The organism is Halomonas bluephagenesis (genome assembly GCF_054790765.1).
The window spans coordinates 3,249,605-3,265,007 of sequence record NZ_CP133631.1 but is presented as its reverse complement, the minus strand read 5'-3'; the positions used below and the strand labels follow the sequence as shown (position 1 = coordinate 3,265,007).

At 54.0% G+C, this 15,403-nt stretch carries 18 protein-coding genes; 5 read left to right on the top strand and 13 right to left on the bottom strand.

Going from position 1 to position 15,403, the window contains the following annotated elements; genetic code table 11:
- Positions 1 to 44 precede the first annotated feature (44 nt).
- From REH51_RS14815 to REH51_RS14800, 4 genes are all read left to right on the top strand, one after another.
- Positions 45 to 1,361, top strand: a complete 1,317-nt coding sequence (locus tag REH51_RS14815) for a M20/M25/M40 family metallo-hydrolase (RefSeq protein WP_009722613.1) — start codon at positions 45 to 47, stop codon at positions 1,359 to 1,361.
- Positions 1,362 to 1,736: 375 nt separating this feature from the next.
- Positions 1,737 to 1,940 carry a hypothetical protein gene (locus REH51_RS14810; protein WP_143759713.1) on the top strand — a complete coding sequence of 68 codons (204 nt, stop codon included), beginning with the start codon at positions 1,737 to 1,739 and terminating at the stop codon, positions 1,938 to 1,940.
- Between the two features lie 321 nt (positions 1,941 to 2,261).
- On the top strand, positions 2,262 to 3,059 hold the full coding sequence (locus REH51_RS14805) for a MipA/OmpV family protein (RefSeq protein ID WP_498936186.1): 798 nt from the start codon (positions 2,262 to 2,264) through the stop codon (positions 3,057 to 3,059).
- An 85-nt stretch (positions 3,060 to 3,144) separates the two neighbouring features.
- The gene (locus REH51_RS14800; RefSeq protein ID WP_498936184.1) at positions 3,145 to 4,803 is read left to right on the top strand and encodes an alpha/beta hydrolase; all 1,659 of its coding nucleotides are present in this window, start codon (positions 3,145 to 3,147) and stop codon (positions 4,801 to 4,803) included.
- A gap of 124 nt (positions 4,804 to 4,927) precedes the next feature.
- Here REH51_RS14800 and REH51_RS14795 read toward each other — a convergent pair whose 3' ends face one another.
- Entirely contained in the window at positions 4,928 to 5,614 is a 687-nt protein-coding gene (locus REH51_RS14795) for a type 1 glutamine amidotransferase domain-containing protein (protein WP_009722609.1), read from the bottom strand.
- Positions 5,615 to 5,722: 108 nt separating this feature from the next.
- On the bottom strand, positions 5,723 to 6,460 hold the full coding sequence (locus REH51_RS14790; RefSeq protein WP_009722608.1) for a MauE/DoxX family redox-associated membrane protein: 738 nt from the start codon (positions 6,458 to 6,460) through the stop codon (positions 5,723 to 5,725).
- 157 nt (positions 6,461 to 6,617) lie between these two features.
- Here REH51_RS14790 and REH51_RS14785 point away from each other — a divergent pair, with 157 nt between their 5' ends.
- The gene (locus tag REH51_RS14785) at positions 6,618 to 7,403 is read left to right on the top strand and encodes a CLCA_X family protein (protein WP_498936182.1); all 786 of its coding nucleotides are present in this window, start codon (positions 6,618 to 6,620) and stop codon (positions 7,401 to 7,403) included.
- Between the two features lie 379 nt (positions 7,404 to 7,782).
- On the opposite strand, the gene REH51_RS14780 is transcribed toward REH51_RS14785, so the two are convergent.
- The 11 genes from REH51_RS14780 to REH51_RS14730 all read right to left on the bottom strand — a co-directional run bounded on the left by REH51_RS14780 (position 7,783) and on the right by REH51_RS14730 (position 15,342).
- On the bottom strand, positions 7,783 to 8,265 hold the full coding sequence (locus REH51_RS14780; RefSeq protein ID WP_498936181.1) for a hypothetical protein: 483 nt from the start codon (positions 8,263 to 8,265) through the stop codon (positions 7,783 to 7,785).
- A 1,239-nt stretch (positions 8,266 to 9,504) separates the two neighbouring features.
- Positions 9,505 to 11,319 (bottom strand): ClpP-like prohead protease/major capsid protein fusion protein, encoded by a 1,815-nt coding sequence (locus REH51_RS14775; protein ID WP_498936179.1) that lies wholly within the window; start codon positions 11,317 to 11,319, stop codon positions 9,505 to 9,507.
- Between the two features lie 2 nt (positions 11,320 to 11,321).
- Positions 11,322 to 11,546, bottom strand: coding sequence for a hypothetical protein (locus tag REH51_RS14770; RefSeq protein ID WP_009722604.1), 225 nt, complete (start codon positions 11,544 to 11,546; stop codon positions 11,322 to 11,324).
- Positions 11,547 to 11,648: 102 nt separating this feature from the next.
- Positions 11,649 to 12,008 carry a hypothetical protein gene (locus REH51_RS14765; protein ID WP_009722603.1) on the bottom strand — a complete coding sequence of 120 codons (360 nt, stop codon included), beginning with the start codon at positions 12,006 to 12,008 and terminating at the stop codon, positions 11,649 to 11,651.
- Positions 12,005 to 13,852: a replication endonuclease gene (locus REH51_RS14760; protein ID WP_009722602.1), complete on the bottom strand. Its 1,848-nt coding sequence runs from the start codon at positions 13,850 to 13,852 to the stop codon at positions 12,005 to 12,007. Before REH51_RS14760 ends, REH51_RS14765 begins: the two co-directional genes overlap by 4 nt.
- Positions 13,849 to 14,043: a hypothetical protein gene (locus tag REH51_RS14755; protein ID WP_009722601.1), complete on the bottom strand. Its 195-nt coding sequence runs from the start codon at positions 14,041 to 14,043 to the stop codon at positions 13,849 to 13,851. Before REH51_RS14755 ends, REH51_RS14760 begins: the two co-directional genes overlap by 4 nt.
- The gene (locus REH51_RS14750) at positions 14,033 to 14,287 is read right to left on the bottom strand and encodes a hypothetical protein (RefSeq protein ID WP_009722600.1); all 255 of its coding nucleotides are present in this window, start codon (positions 14,285 to 14,287) and stop codon (positions 14,033 to 14,035) included. Before REH51_RS14750 ends, REH51_RS14755 begins: the two co-directional genes overlap by 11 nt.
- Entirely contained in the window at positions 14,284 to 14,718 is a 435-nt protein-coding gene (locus REH51_RS14745; RefSeq protein WP_498936177.1) for a hypothetical protein, read from the bottom strand. The genes REH51_RS14750 and REH51_RS14745 overlap by 4 nt, the downstream gene beginning before the upstream one ends.
- Entirely contained in the window at positions 14,715 to 15,017 is a 303-nt protein-coding gene (locus REH51_RS14740) for a hypothetical protein (RefSeq protein ID WP_009722598.1), read from the bottom strand. The genes REH51_RS14745 and REH51_RS14740 overlap by 4 nt, the downstream gene beginning before the upstream one ends.
- Entirely contained in the window at positions 15,014 to 15,139 is a 126-nt protein-coding gene (locus tag REH51_RS14735) for a hypothetical protein (protein ID WP_009722597.1), read from the bottom strand. The genes REH51_RS14740 and REH51_RS14735 overlap by 4 nt, the downstream gene beginning before the upstream one ends.
- Positions 15,136 to 15,342, bottom strand: coding sequence for a hypothetical protein (locus tag REH51_RS14730; RefSeq protein ID WP_009722596.1), 207 nt, complete (start codon positions 15,340 to 15,342; stop codon positions 15,136 to 15,138). Before REH51_RS14730 ends, REH51_RS14735 begins: the two co-directional genes overlap by 4 nt.
- Between the last annotated feature and the right edge of the window lie 61 nt (positions 15,343 to 15,403).

Sequence of the window (15,403 nt, the reverse complement as noted above, 5' to 3'; positions counted from 1 at the left end):
CAGACTAGTTAGCGACAAACACCACCCAACAGAGAGTGCTTAACATGAGCAACAGCGCCAAACCCTGGACGCAGCCAATGCCCGACGCGCAATTCAATATAATGCGCGACATTCTTGCCGCCCCCAGCCCTGTGGGTCTGGAAGGCGCCATGACTTACGGCGTGCTGAAGCCTTACTTTGAAAGCTTCGCGCCAAGCGGCTGGCATCTGCATCAATTTAAAGGCAATGCTGGTGTGGTGCTGGATACCCATCCTGGCCGCGATGACATGTTCAAAGTGATGATCATCGGCCACGCGGACAAAATCCGCATGCAGGTTCGCTCGATTGGCGAAGACGGCAAGATCTGGATCAACACTGACTCCTTCTTGCCTACCGTACTTATCGGCCATGAAGTGAAGCTGTTCAGCGAAGATCCTGACGCCCACGGCAGCTACCGCTGCATCCAAGGCGGCACAGTAGAAGCCCTAGGCGCTATTCACTTTTCTGATCCAGCACAGCGCGATGGCAGTAAAGGCATCAAAAAAGAGCAGATCTACCTGGACCTGCAAATCCACGGCGAAAATAAAAAGCAGCAAGTGCTGAATCTAGGCGTTCGCCCAGGTGATTCGATTATTTTCGACCGCCCTATTCGCCCTGGTTTTAGCCCGAATACCTTCTACGGCGCTTACTTGGATAATGGCTTGGGCTGCTTTGTTACAGCAGAAGTAGCGAAGCTAATCGCAGAAGCCGGCGGCACCGAAAAAGTGCGCGTGCTATTTGCCATTGCCAGCTACGAAGAAATTGGACGTTTCGGCAGCCGCGTATTGGCTGGCGAACTAAAGCCAGACGCGCTGATTGGCGTAGACGTTAACCACGACTACGTAGCCGCCCCCGGCATTGGCGACAAACGTATGCAGCCGTTGGAAATGGGCAAAGGCTTCACCATGGCGGTAGGTTCTATTGCCAGCGAACAACTCAACCGCATTATCGCCAGTGCCGCCAAAGAGCAGGATATTCCCCTTCAGCGGGATATCGTTGGCGTGGATACCGGCACTGACGGCATGGCTGGCGTGCTAGCGTCTATTGATAGCGCAGCCACCTCGATTGGTTTTCCGATCCGCAACATGCACACCATTTCCGAAACCGGCAACACCCAGGATGTGCTCGCAGCGATTCATGCGCTTACCCACACCCTAAAAGCGCTGGATGCCCTACCCGATCTAAAGCGGGAATTCTTGGATAACCACCCGCGGCTTGACCAGGCCAGCCCGCTTAGCCACCAAGGTAGCGACAAGCCAGATAGCGAAAAGTCAGATAGTGAAAAGCCAGATAGTGGCGAGGACAAAAAAACCTCGAAGTCAAAAAAAACGAAGAAGAAGTAACATAAAAAAACCCCGGCCATTCCTGGCCGGGGTAGTAGTATTTCCTCCCTAATCCTTCTTCACGAACGTCCTATTCGTGCATCCCTGGTATTACAAGCCTTCCTGCTTGATCTTGCTCCTTGGCACTTTTCCTTGTGCTACTACCCACCATGAACCTTATATATGTCAAAAACATTAACCTGGGATATCAAAACATGAGTTTTTTTAAATTTTTTACTACCAGCTTATAAATAGATAGCTGCTTATATAAATGGCGAACTAGCCGTTTGCTGTTTATACTTTTTAAGCATTGTCACGAATGCCTTTCTACACGGACGTTACCACGACTGAACCCATTACCCCCCCTTACGTTAGGAGGTCAGCGTGAGAAATATCATGATCAGCCCGACTGTATACGGCGTGGATATTATTTGCCGTCATTGCGGCAATGCAGAATCCTCGACAACGTCGTACCTAAAACGATTTCGCCTTGAAGGCACCGGAAAAGACAGCGCTACGCTGCGTTGCTTGAATTGCCAAACGGCGGTATCCACGCCAATGAGCAAACTAAGCGCACTGTTTTATCATCACGCTTGTTAGTCAGCAGTGCCGTTTGCCCATAAAAAAACCCCGGCCATCGCACTGGCCGGGGTTTTATCAGGTCCTCCTTGATCTTCCTTCACGAACATCCTGTCCATGTGTCCTTGTGCACCACAAGCATTCCCTGCCTGCACTTCCCTGTAGCGCTTTCCCTGCGCTATGTGCACACAGTGCGCCCTATAGCCGTTGAGTTATCTAACCTAAGCTATGAAACAGAAAATAGTTTCAATTCATGGGTAACACAGGTGTTTAGTTTGCTTGCAGTTGCTTTCACCAAAAACATACAATCACGCACGTTTGAATAATTAAAAGGATACCCCAGTGACGACTCTCGTTTCTCGCGCGACCCCAAGCTCTTCTACTTGTAAGCGTTTTACCCCCTGGTTAGCGGCTGCTTTTAGCATCGCGCTAACCGCTCCAGCGTGGGGAGACAGCTGGGAAGGCAGCATAGGCGCAGGCGTGACCTACTCACCTGACTATCTGGGCAGTGACGACTACGACACGCGAGCGTGGCCTGTCTTAAACTTGGCTTACGGCGATCAGCTCTCGATCAACGTACGCAACGGTATTGAGTGGCACGCTGTCCGTAGCGGTAACTGGACCGCCTCTCCATTCATTGGCTACACCTTTGGGCGAGACAATAAGGGCGATATCAGCCAGTTTGAAAAAGTCGATGGCGGGGCAACGCTAGGTCTGCGGGTTAGCTATCAGCAAGGGTTCTGGCGTTATAGTGTTGCAGGCAGTACGCCGGTGAGCGGCGACGTTGAAGGCGCAAAATTTTCAGCCAACGCCGCCCTGCGTATGCCCGTTAGCGAACGCACTCTCTTCACGCTAACGCCCAGCGTTACGTATTCAAATGAGAAGTGGACCGAATCGCTATTTGGTGTGTCGGTTCAAGATAGCGCGCGCAGCGGTGTAGCAGCCTATACCCCAGACGGCGGTTACTGGCGAATGGGGGTCAATGCCAGCCTCAGTTACTTCCTGACACCCGAATGGACAGCCACTGGCTTCGTCGGCGCAACCCCCCTTACTGGCAGCGCGGCCGACAGCCCAATCGTTGATGAGCTAGGCAGCGATTGGCAAGCCCTCACCGGAGTATCGTTAAGTTATCGTTTTTAGGATCGGTCGTTTTTGACACTGGCAGTTGACACTGCCCTTATAATATTAGTTTTTAGTGCATCATTTCATAACTCAAGAGCAAACAATGGGAAATAGCGCCAAGCGACTAGGGAAGGTCTTAAGCCTTAACCGCCTTTCAGGAGCGGGGCTAGTGCTAGCAACGCTATTTTTTGCCTTTTCATTAACCCCCAGCCTTGTTCCTCGACCGCTGGTGGCCCAAGGCATCGTTTCCGGGCTGAGCTTTGCAGCGGGGTACGCAATGGGCGTGCTAGGCCACACGCTTTGGCGCTACCTGCACTTGCCAGAACCCAACCCTACATTGGAACGCCACCTGAAATGGCTAGCGGCACTGGTCTGTTTAAGCATCTCGATTATTTTTCTTTGGCGTGCTGCCGAGTGGCAGGACAGCATTCGCCAGTTAATGGACATGCCCCCCGCTAAAGGCACTCGCCCGTTCTCTATAGCACTCATAGCACTGGGTGTCTTTGTGTTTCTACGCATACTTGGCCTGCTGTTCAAACGCACTTTCAAGCTGCTTTCTCTTAAATTAGCCCACATACTCCCCCGCCGCACCGCCTATGTGCTAGGCACAATCGCTTCCGTCGCACTATTTTGGATGGTCATTGAGGGCGTGGTCTTTACCTACGCATTGAAAGTGGCTGACCGCTCCTATCAAGAAGTAGATGAGTTAATCCAGGATGACCTCGACCCACCTGACGACCCCATGATACCAGGCAGCGCCGACTCGTTGATTAGCTGGGAAGCGCTGGGTAGCCGAGGTAGGCGTTTTGTGACCAATGGCCCAAACGGTGCTGAAATTGGTGAGTTTGTCGGCGAACAATCCCTAGACCCGATCCGTGTCTATGTAGGCCTCAATGCCGCCGACACACCTACTGGCCGAGCCCAACTTGCCCTTGAAGAACTGATTCGCGTAGGTGGTTTTGAACGCTCTATGCTGGTGCTAGCCACCCCCACCGGGCGCGGCTGGATAGATCCCAGCTCCCAAGACCCCGTGGAATATCTTCACCGAGGCGACATTGCGACAGTAGCAGCGCAATATTCTTACCTTCCTAGCCATCTATCACTTATATCTGAAGCAGAGTACGGCGTTGAAAATGCCCGCGCACTGTTCACCACGATTTACGATTACTGGTCTTCAATGCCCCAAGATGAACGCCCAAAACTGTATCTATTCGGGCTGAGCCTGGGCGCGCTGAATTCAGACCTCTCATTCGATTTTTACGACATCATCAATGACCCCTTCCATGGCGCACTGTGGAGCGGCCCGCCCTTTCGCAGCGACACCTGGCGTAGCGTCACCGCCAACCGCGACCCAGGCAGCCCCGCTTGGCTGCCGACGTTTCGTAATGGCGACGTAGTGCGCTTTATGAACCAAAGCCAAGGGCTTGATGAAGCCACAGGCGAATGGGGAGATTTCCGTATTGCCTACCTGCAGTACGCCAGCGACCCCATTGTGTTTTTTGAACCCGACGCATTCTGGCGCGAACCCGAGTGGATGCGTGAGCCACGCGCCCCCGATGTGTCTCCGCAATTGCGCTGGTACCCCGTGGTGACCATGCTGCAGCTACTGGCCGACTTGGCCACCGGCAGCGCTCCACCAGGGTTTGGGCATGAAATTGCGGCTGAACACTATATTGATGCCTGGGTAGCACTTTCCGAACCACCTGACTGGGATGAGCAGGCGCTCACCCGCCTGCGTGAGCGCTTTACCCAACTCCACTAGACACAGCCCCTGAACGCACACCTCCCAGGCAACACATATTCATTCACGTACATTCATATATGCACATAAAAACGGCGGGCAATATGCCCGCCGTGATGGTTTCTTGAACTAAATAATGTGCTACCTAACGCGCCAGCCTCGCCATAAGCGCTTCAGCGGTGGCCGCGGAGGAAGGCGGGTTTTGGCCGGTAATCAGCTGGCCATCTTCACGCACGTAAACCGTAAAGTCGTCTGCCTTGCTGTAAATGCCGCCACACTGCTGCAACGCATTTTCCACCAAATGCGGCACAATAGTCGTCAGCCCCACGGCATCTTCTTCGCCGTTGGTAAAGCCTGTCACTTCACGACCTTTTACCAGCGGTTCACCAATGCTGCTTTTTGCATTAATCAATACAATAGGCGCATGACACACCGACGCCACTGGCTTGCCCTGGGCAATAAAGTTTTCAATCAGTTTGACGGAGTCTTGATCGTTGACTAAATCCCACAGCGGGCCATGGCCACCTGGATAGAACACTGCATCGAAGTCACCTGCGTACATATCACTAAGGAGATGCGTTGCCGCAAGCGCTGCGTTCGCTTCATCATCTTGCTTAAAGCGCCGCGTTTCATCGGTTTGGCTATCTTCCGCGTCGCTTTTCGGGTCAAGCGGCGGCTGGCCACCTTTTGGTGAGGCAAGCGTGACTTCAGCACCCGCGTCTTTAAATACATAGTATGGCGCTGCTAGCTCTTCTAGCCAAAAGCCGGTTTTTTCACCGGTATCCCCTAGCTGATCATGTGATGTCAGCACAACCAAAATACGCTTGCTCATCTCAATACTCCTAATCGTAAAGAGTGCGATAGCTTAATGCGTTCACTACCTTACTTTGGGGCGTGTTTTCTTGGTTGCAAGGCGCACAACCTCTTCTACTCATTTGCGTTACAGCAAACTCTTCAGCGGCATCCATAGCCCCATGGCGACCATAACAAGGTTCTCTGTCAACGAAATAAAGCCCAGTGGCACATTACTATTACCACCAACGCAGGCGCATTTTAGCTCTCGCTTATCGACATAAACCGCTTTAATGACTGACACAGCCCCCACCGTACCAATGAACAGCGCCAGCGGTGCTGCCAGCCAGATCAATGCACCCGCCAGCATCAAGATCCCTGCAAGGGTTTCCGCATAAGGGTAAATATACCCGTAGGGCACATAGCGCTTGGCCAGCAGATCGTAGTTAAGAAACATGGTACTAAAGCTTTCCACGTCTTGAAGCTTCTGCAGCCCGAGTAACACCATGGCAGTGGCAACTGCGTATTCGGGAAGCCGCGCGGCGAATAACGTGCCATGGGCCAGCCAACTAATCGCTAAACCAATCAACAGCGCCGTGGCAAAAATAGCGACCACTGGCCGATATGAGGTTTCTTGAGCACTCGGTACGCTTAAGCCTAAATATTCGCGTACCTCTTCATAGCCACCGATGCGTTCATCATCAATGTACGTTTGCGGCGTAGTATCAACCTGCTCTTTTGCTTTAAAGGCATCGGTTTCGTCACGGGTCGTTAATGGGTGATCGTGCACCTCGTAGCCCTTACGCCGCAGCAATGAAACAGTTTTCAAGCCAAAGGGGCACTGGTGCGCATCCGTTTTCATGCGATAAACATGTGCCGTTGCCATACTCCCTCCCTGATGTGGAACACAGTGCAGCCAATCATTCGCTGCCTAGGTATAAGGGTAGACACCTTAGCCAGTCTTGCCGAACAGCCTTTGGCGCTGACTCGTTACCTTCGATAAGATAACGCGGTGAATTTCTTTTTATTTTAGAGAGCACGCCGTGAGCATTGAAGCGCGAGAGTTTTATCGCCAAGGGCCAATGCACCGCCCAGAACGTGCCAGCAGCTTTGCGCTGATTCGTCGCCAGTTCGATTTTCGCTCAATTGAAATAGGTCGTTGGGTGACCACCGCCGAGCGCGACCGCGCCGCAGAGCTTTTCCACGATGCGCTGTGCGATTTAATGCTGATCCTGCACGGCAATGAAGCGCTGATTTCGCTGCGTGGCTCGTTAGCCCTGCAGTACGGCAGCGGCGGCAGGCCCGGCGTTTCTGCCCACTACGACCCCAGCCAGCGCAGCTTTTCGCTCGCCAAGAACGCAGGACCGGGCAGCATTGCCCACGAATGGTTTCACGCCTTCGATCACTACATTGCCCAGAAGTGTTTTAACAACGTGCCCGCTAGCACCTTCGCCTCAGCGGCATGGCTAACGGATGCGGCCCCGATTAACCACCCGCTCAACCAGCGCCTTCTCGCCTGCTTCCACGCCATTCTGCTTCACCCCGACGGCCAGCAGCCCAGCGCGCTTTTCAACCACTCCGCCGCCATGGACAAAGCACACGGCCAGCTCTATTACAGCAAGCCAGAAGAGCTATGCGCCCGAGCCTTTGAAGCCTTCGTGCAAGACGCCAGCATCAAAAACCACTTCCTGGTGAAAGGTACCAAAACCTCTCCCGAAGCAGAACGCGGCCTGTACCCACAAGGCGAACAGCGGGAACGCATCAACGCGCTGTTCAGCGCGTATTTTGCCAGTTTGGGGAAAGCACTCAGCAAAGAGAGCCCTTCATAAAACGCGGGATGTGCGAAACACGCCAATGACGGCTACGCTTCAATGACACTCATTTCTCAAAGGAAGAGAAAAATGCCATCTACCACTACCATTGTCGTTATCGTTGTTGTGATCGTCGCCGTCGCAGGGATAGGTTTCAGCGGCATATTTCCCTTTTAAAGGAAACTGACACCAGCCTCACCGTGGCCACCTCATCGCCGAGTGCGAGGTGATTGAGGGGCTGCTGTGGGTGGATTGCTAAAGCATGTAACTGACACGAACGTGCGTTAGATAACTGTGGTATAACGCCATTACTTAGCGATAGTCTTTTAAGTGGCGAAGCGGAGAAAAAGCTGTCCAGAGGAGACCCGTCAGGACCGGAGCAAACTGGAATGATTTGTTAAGCATTGTCGCGGATGTACTGGAGCAGAGCTTGACACTCATCTCGAACCGTCTCCATGGCTATCAGATTGCAAAGCATGTAGCCATTTTCGTTCTGAATTGACGAGGACATATCACATTGGACGCCTTGCCCACTACCCTTGAAGAACTCTTCTTTCTTACGCCCCCTGCCTAAAAAATATTCATCTGAGTGTTCACGCATGTCACGAACATCAACCGCATCTTGGGTTGCGATAATAAATGATTCCAGGCTCTCCTTTAATTCTTTTGGAGTGTGATGGACTAGCTGCTTTGCAAAGCGAACCCCCATGACAGTAGCCGTGAGAGCGTAGTGTTCTTCAAACATTCGTCGCCGATGAAAATCATCATCAAATGAAAATGGCTTATTAGCGCTATGCAAAAAAGAGCTACACCGATGAACTGCTTCTGCAAGCCAACTATCTAAGAAAAACTGTGTTGTATCCTTCTGTTCGGCATCCATGAGACTTCCCTTTTTGAGTGTTTAAAACTGTCAAAACGCACAGCTTTTTAGTAAAGATGAAGCCAAAACGAAAAAGCTATTACCTATCGCCGTGATTGGCCTTATTAAAAGACCTATTGATTCATATTTTTTTTCAGCACGATAGGGCTCAACATATAAAGCTAAAGGCCACGTAAATATATAATCTCAGCGCATATATCTACTCCGGATAAAAAGCCGCCCAAACTGCTCACCATTCTTAAGATGACAGTAGCGAAGCACCCTACGCTTGTCACCTTGCATGGGCAAAAACAGGACTAACGTAGCGCAAACTGCATGTGGATAACTTAAATGGCAGGCACGAAAAAGCCCGCTGATTGCTCAGCGGGCTTTTTCTATATTCTGTGGCGGAGGGGGAGTCCGCGCCCCATATATTAAAAACAAAAACTTGAATGACAATTTCAAATTGCACCAACATCCTACCCAACATAAATAATAGTGCTTGGCTGCGCTCAGATGCAACGTTAAACGCCTATTTCACATACACACAGCGCTTATAAAACTCACTCGCCAGCCCGTTGCTAAGCAATTCAACTCCCCTTCTCCCAGCTAGCACCAATTAATACCCCCCCTGTTTGGCAATAAAGGGGCTGTGGTGCTTTGGGCTTAGCGTGTGACGGTTGGCCAACAAACCGCCGCGGCTTTGGTGCCCGGTCTGTTACCGCTTCGCTTCATGGGGCTTCGCCCCATCCCCCAGGTAGTGAAGTGCGCCAGCAGACTAATTGCCTTCATCATAGCGTGACAAATTCACCATAACGCCAGCAGCGCACCAGGCATGGCCAGAATGCGCCGTTTGGTTGTAGTGGGTTGTTGTATCGCGTGCCTATGGCCGGGGTGATTTAGTGGCCACCTTAGTGGATGTCGGGCACCTGTATGGCTTCGCGCCAGCCTGACCAAAGGCTAGTTAAAACAGCGTGGTAGCGCATTGAATGGGGCATTTATGAGGCATTGGCCACGTTATACCGGGTATGGTGCCAGCGGCGGCTTGATGGCGTGATAACAAAACAACAACCAACCCCTGGAAATTTGCCGTACATAGGCGAATTCCGCGACTGTTTGCCCCCGTACTGCGGGGGGTGGGTGGGGGAGTACCTTTTTTATTTTGGCGGCTGTCTGCTCCACCGTTGGGCACTAAAAAGCCGTGAAAGAATCTCTCCATTCACGGCGTTGGCTGCCTGCTGTGACGTTACTTTTAAGAGCTTATGCCTTGCTGCCGCGCACCATTCCACGGTAGTCCAGCGGGGCAACACCTGCATCAATGCGGCACTTGTAGCTTACACCGTCCACGCTCCACCCCTCTTGCTGCTCAAGGTAAGGGGTATCGACGCCATCCAAGTAAGCCACCTCTACAGTGTCGCTTCCCAGCTCAGCCGCCACGTACCAGTTATCCGGGGAGTGTGCATCCAAGCGGCTTTCAACCACCAGTTCACCCATGCTATTCACAGGGTTCATGATACCGCTGTTAGTCTCAGCACCGGGCACGGAGGTGCTACGCAGCACTTGCATAGCGATAGACTCAAGGGCAGCGGGCACGATCACGAAAGCGGGCGCGATGTTTAGCGTGTTGCCGTGGCTATCCTTCTGCATGCGCATTTGCTTACGGGCATCGCCTAGCGCCTCAGGTATGACCCCCGCCGCACTGGTGACAATGTTTCCATGGTCATTATGGAAAAGCGCCTTGCCGTCTGTGAAGGCGTTGTTGCTCATCAAGATGGCGTAAACCAAATCGCCAATGGTGCGGCTTGCGGCTCGGCCCATGTTGGCGGGGATCGCTTGAAAGGCGCTCATATCATCATTGATGATTGCCTGTCGTGTGATGCTGAACAACCCGCCATAGGTAGCCAGTGCAATGGGCGCCGCGTGGTCATCTGCTGACACATAGCGATACTCTGCCCCTTCTTTCACTTGGGGCAAGGAGGGGAAGCCACCCAGGCCCGCACGGTGCGAGGTGTGGAAGTTGCTTAGCGTTCCCTTCTTAGTCCAGACCGGGAAGGTTTCGCCGCTGTACTCCCAGCCTCTTAGCATTGCCTTCTCACTCACGTTCAATAGCACATGGCCAAAGTCGCTTGAGGTATGAGTGAAGGCAGCGCCCACCATCTGCATCTTAGAACCATAGGCGCTGACACTGACGCCCTTCTCGGTTAGGGAAGCACGCGCCATCTCAGCTAAGCTCATGGTGCGGAAGTGGTTGCTCTTGTCCTGTGACTTGGCAACACCTGCACGATCTAACAGCGCTTCAATCATGCCATCCTGTACGGCGTTGCCGTTATCAGCAAAAGCGCCAGCATCTTGGCGGGGTGGTGCTGTGGGTGTGGTGCCCTGGCCTAGGGCGTTAAGGGTGGCGGCGCGGATCTGTTCGACTGACATAGTGTGAATGTCCTGACTGTTTTTAAGTTGGGCAACGGCGGGGATGTCTGGCAGGTATTGCCATAGCGCGGCTATCTGCGACTCACGGCGCTGGGCTGCTGCCTCTGGTCGTTTGGTGATGTTGGCCAAGTAAGCCATGGCCACCGCTGACATACGGGGTTTGTCCTGCTCGCTGGCTTCAACCCGTTGGGCAAACCCGGCGGCTACCGCTTCCTCAGCGTTGTACCAGGTCTCAGCTTCCATGATTGCCGTGATGGCTTCTGCACCCTGGCCAGTGCGCTCGGCGTAGAGCGTGATCATTTCGCCGGCTGCTTTATCCAGCGTGTCTGCGCTTCGGCGCATCTCGCTTGCATCGCCCATTGCTACCGTCCATGGGTTATGCACCATGATGAGACTGTGTGCAGCCATCACCACTTCATCGGCTGCCAGCATTACCAGGGTCGCAGAACTTGCCGCTAAGCCATCTACAAACGCCGTCACGTTGCCAGCATAGCCACGTAGGTTATTGAAGATTGCTAGGGCATCGGTGACGTTGCCACCGGGGCTATTGATGTGCAGCGTGATAGGTTCGTTGCTTCCGCTGGCTAACAACCGCTTGACGGTGGCAGCGGTCACACCGTCGATCACATCATAAATCTGAATATCCACGATTACGATTCCCCGCTCTCTTTACCTAGCCATGGGTGTGGCACCGGGGCGGCTTGATTGTCGCACCACTTGCGGATCGATAAGCGCGCCAGCTCAGCCATGGAATAGGGCGGTGCTGATGGGTGACGCTCAGCATCAATTTGCCGCTTTAACTGCGACAGCATCGATACCGTCTGCTCATCAAGGTGAACGGTAAGGTGCTTGTTTTTAGTCTGCGATGTAGGCATTGCTTTAACTCCAAAGGGATTAATTAAAATACTGTATGTATATACAGTTTATAATAGATATTAGAGCAAATAAAGCCGTACAAGTTACTGATAAATATTGGTTTATTTGTTGTCCAGTTGTCGCTTAAGCCAGCGGTTAGCCGCTTGACGGCCTGCGTTGTTCTTTACGTGGGCGCGTTGTTCCTGCATGGCTGCCTGTTCCCAGGCGGCGCTATACCCTTCGGCAAGTCGCATTGCTTCGCTGTGCTGTTGGGTGGCCAGCCTCAGGCGAATAAAGCGACGATCCTCAGTCAGCAGGCCACACCGTTTCTCTATCAGCGCCAGCCATGGCTCGATGCGGGTGGTCACGTTGGCCCGCCGTGGGTGTTGTCGTGGGCGGTTGCCGGGCTTGCCTTGCGGCCGGGAAGCGCCAGCGCTGGCTTGTAGTTGGGCAATGCGGGCAAGTAAGGCGTCACCGTTCATACAAATACCCCCGGTGGAATATCAGCGAGTGACAGCTCCCCATCCAACAGCCAATCAAGAACCAGCTCACGGCCTTCCTCTATAGTGGCCCGCAAGCGCCCGCGCTCTTCATGCTCAAGGTGACGCCTAACCGATGCGCTGCGGTATTTTTCCGCGTCTATTGCTGCCTGCCGTTGAATGCTCTTTATTTGCTCACGCGGTAACGGTGGGTGCATTCGCCTAAACGACTCGGTTACATGCCACTCCCAATCATTAAGCGGGGTGGCGGGGGTGGACTGCGTACAGTTAATGACACCAGTCCAAGGCGCTGCGGCTTCGCCTACGCGCTTAAAATCAACCCCGGCAGCTTCACCCTTACGCTCAAACGTCCAGCGGTAGTACCGGGTAAGGTATTCCGTTTCGCCTAGCTGGCTGCTAACCACTAAGCCCCAGGTGCCCGCCATCGGTTCCCCGTAACGGCCAAGCGTGTCGCTTGACCATTCCCCGGTCATTGGGTTGATGTTGGCCGTGTCAACGGTTTGGCGTACCACACGCCATGGGCGAATGGGGGCAACGTCGCGGGGCTGCATCGGCCCGCCCATTAGGTGAAGGTACTTATCCCAAGCGCCAGCATTGGCCGCTTGGCGCAACCCTTCGAGGATCGCGGCGGCTTCCGGTTCTGGCCGTGTGGCCGCTTCCCAATCGGCTAGGCGCTTATCATCTTTGAGACGGCGCAGCTCACGCCACACCGTGACCGAAGGCAACCCAACAAACTGAAACTGACGAATACCCCAGCAGGCCGCCCACGCTTCAATGCGAGGGGCGCTGGTTTCTAGTGACTGGCCATAGTGGTCGAGGTTATCGCCCGGCACGCCTTGGCGGCTGTGCTGCTTACCGTTGATGTTTTTAGCCACGTACTTGGCCACATACCCGGCTGCACTTCCCTTGCTTCGATCAATGGCCACGGGCTTGAATCTAACGCTAGTGTTTCGCTTAACCTCACCCGGTGAATCTTCCAGCGAGTAGCGCCGCAATATGCTGGTTACCTTCGGTTCATCTTCGGGACGCATCCATACCAGCAAATGCCAGTGGGGCGTTCCATCATGGTGGGGCTCGGCAACACGGATCCCATAGATACCTAGACCGTCGCGCTTAAACTTGGCGCGGGCTTTAGCCCATAGGTTCTGCAAGTAGGCCTGTGCTTCACGCGGGTTAGCACCAGCATATTTATGGTTGATGCTGGCGTTCTTCCGTACCGGGTGAAAGCGGCTAGGGGTCGTGATGGTGTAGAACATCCCCCGGTGGCCTGCCCGGTCTGCTTCGCGCTCAGTGTCGGCAATGCGCAGCATTAGCTCTGCCCGCCTAAACTCTGGATTGGCTAAACCCAGCTCGGCCAGCTCTGCAAGGGTGTACTGGTCGCCGTCTTGGTTGGTGGCCGTGATGGCTTCAAGCAAGCGGGCGTTGCGCGTGGTTTGGTCAATGCGACGGCGGTAGCCTTCGTCACTAACGTAAATACCTGCCCGTTTCTGTGTGCGCCCTAAGATGCGTTGCCGCTGTTCACGGCGGCGGCTGGTAAGGCGTCGAAGCTGGCGACGCCACCACATAGGGCATGAAAGGCGTAATAGCTCCCCGGCGGTGCTATGTCCGGTGGGAAGGGGTAGACAATGCTTAGCTACCCGGCGGCGGGCGCGTTGCAGGGCGTAAACTAGATCGCCTAGGCTGGCGGCTTCCAGTTCAATGGCGCGGGCTTGCGCGGTGGCATGGTCGATCAATGCCTGGTCATCGCTTATGCAGTGCCATGGCCCACATTTCAGAAGCGAATCAGCAAGGGCTTGTCGATCAATAAAGGCGGCGTGGCTGGTCATACAGCCCCCTTGCCGCTTACCGTGCGTGACTTCTCAGCGCCAGCACCAACCCCAAAGGGTTGGCATTGATCGGCAAGGCATAGGCGCGCCCCATGCCGTGTGCTATTCTTAGGTTTAGCGTTTGCTTTGGTAGGCGGCGCGGAGAAGGCCCAGCCATTGTGCTGGGCTTTTTCATGGGTGCTAGTCAGCATCGCGGCCCCCTTCCTGCTTATCGTCGTCACCTTCGAGACTTTGCTCCAGCAGGTCTTGAGCCATATCAGCAGCACGTTTGCCCATGCACCGGAACGCTACCGACCAAGCCTCTGCTTGCTGCTCCGTAGTGCCTTGCCCCATGTAATTAACATCCCCCATAATTTCGGCTAGGCGCTCATGGGCTTGGGCAATGTCCCGGATCTCAGCCAATTGCTTTTCAAATTCTGCGCTTAGGTGTTTCATGAAATGGCTCTCCACTCATTGATGCTGAGAATTTCCAGGGACATATCTGCAAGGGGGATCGCGGCGGGCACAGCAAACCACTGCTTGGGGTCACCACCTCGCTTGCGGGCTGCGGCTTCCAGCTTTCGACGATCGACACGGCATAGGCCCGCTTGCTGGCACACTTCGCGCCATGTCAGCAGGCGGCTATCGTCGGCAGGTAAGGCAAAGCGGATGCAGCCAAACAGGTCGCGGTATTCCCAGAATTTGAGGTTCACCAGGGCGCTATCAGTACGGCAAGGCTTGGTAGCGGTGGGGTCCCAAAAGGGATGCGCTGAAAACCACACCACAGAATTTTCAACGTGGCCATCCATGTGGGGCAGCAGGTGGCCGCTGTTCAAAATAGGGGGCAGCTTTTGGACTAGGTTGGTGCAATGGATAACGTGACTCATGCAGCCACCACCCCAGGAAGCAGCGCTTCCAGATCGCGGGCAATCGCTTGTAGCTGTTCAAGTGCGTCATGCGGGGCACGTTGGCAAGGAGGCAGGTACACACTGTAGGTCTGAGAAACGGCGGTAGGGTTGTGCAGGTCGCTACGACGGCCAATGCTTACATTCAGTTGAAGCAGCATTCCCGAAAAATCAACGCTAACCCAATGACCACCTTGGCTGTGGGTGCTGACAGGCAGCGCCAGCGCTTGAATATGGGCGATGGCGTCCCGTTCGGCTTGGGGGATTTGGTAGTTGCTCACGAAAGCACCTCACTACGCACGCGGCGTAAGGCCAGCTCAATGGTGGGCTTGGTGATAGGGTCGGTACGGAAAGGCGCTAGTAGTTCAAGTAAGCGCTTTAGCTGGGGAGTGGTTAATTTCATGACACGGCCCCTACGCTGCGCTTGGCAGTCTCTAAGGCGCGGGCTTCTAGCTGTTGGGCTTTTTCAATGTGGTGGTTGTAACGCTTAAGGCGGGTGCGCGTGCTGGAATCGGCAAATAGAGCGGCTTTCGCCATTTGTCTATGCGCTTCGGCACGGCTGGATAAACTGCGGGTAATAAGATTGGATAGGCGTAATTGTGCCATGGGTGTGACTCCTATTTGATTGGAGTCCGCCAGATCACTTGCACATGATGGGTGGCGGACT

Coding starts and splice junctions, on each gene's coding strand:
- REH51_RS14815 (WP_009722613.1), top strand. CDS start 45: ATGAGCAACAGCGCCAAACCCTGGACGCAGCCAATGCCCGACGCGCAA.
- REH51_RS14810 (WP_143759713.1), top strand. CDS start 1,737: ATGATCAGCCCGACTGTATACGGCGTGGATATTATTTGCCGTCATTGC.
- REH51_RS14800 (WP_498936184.1), top strand. CDS start 3,145: ATGGGAAATAGCGCCAAGCGACTAGGGAAGGTCTTAAGCCTTAACCGC.
- REH51_RS14795 (WP_009722609.1), bottom strand. CDS start 5,614: ATGAGCAAGCGTATTTTGGTTGTGCTGACATCACATGATCAGCTAGGG.
- REH51_RS14790 (WP_009722608.1), bottom strand. CDS start 6,460: ATGGCAACGGCACATGTTTATCGCATGAAAACGGATGCGCACCAGTGC.
- REH51_RS14780 (WP_498936181.1), bottom strand. CDS start 8,265: ATGGATGCCGAACAGAAGGATACAACACAGTTTTTCTTAGATAGTTGG.
- REH51_RS14770 (WP_009722604.1), bottom strand. CDS start 11,546: ATGCCTACATCGCAGACTAAAAACAAGCACCTTACCGTTCACCTTGAT.
- REH51_RS14765 (WP_009722603.1), bottom strand. CDS start 12,008: ATGAACGGTGACGCCTTACTTGCCCGCATTGCCCAACTACAAGCCAGC.
- REH51_RS14760 (WP_009722602.1), bottom strand. CDS start 13,852: ATGACCAGCCACGCCGCCTTTATTGATCGACAAGCCCTTGCTGATTCG.
- REH51_RS14755 (WP_009722601.1), bottom strand. CDS start 14,043: ATGCTGACTAGCACCCATGAAAAAGCCCAGCACAATGGCTGGGCCTTC.
- REH51_RS14750 (WP_009722600.1), bottom strand. CDS start 14,287: ATGAAACACCTAAGCGCAGAATTTGAAAAGCAATTGGCTGAGATCCGG.
- REH51_RS14745 (WP_498936177.1), bottom strand. CDS start 14,718: ATGAGTCACGTTATCCATTGCACCAACCTAGTCCAAAAGCTGCCCCCT.
- REH51_RS14735 (WP_009722597.1), bottom strand. CDS start 15,139: ATGAAATTAACCACTCCCCAGCTAAAGCGCTTACTTGAACTACTAGCG.
- REH51_RS14730 (WP_009722596.1), bottom strand. CDS start 15,342: ATGGCACAATTACGCCTATCCAATCTTATTACCCGCAGTTTATCCAGC.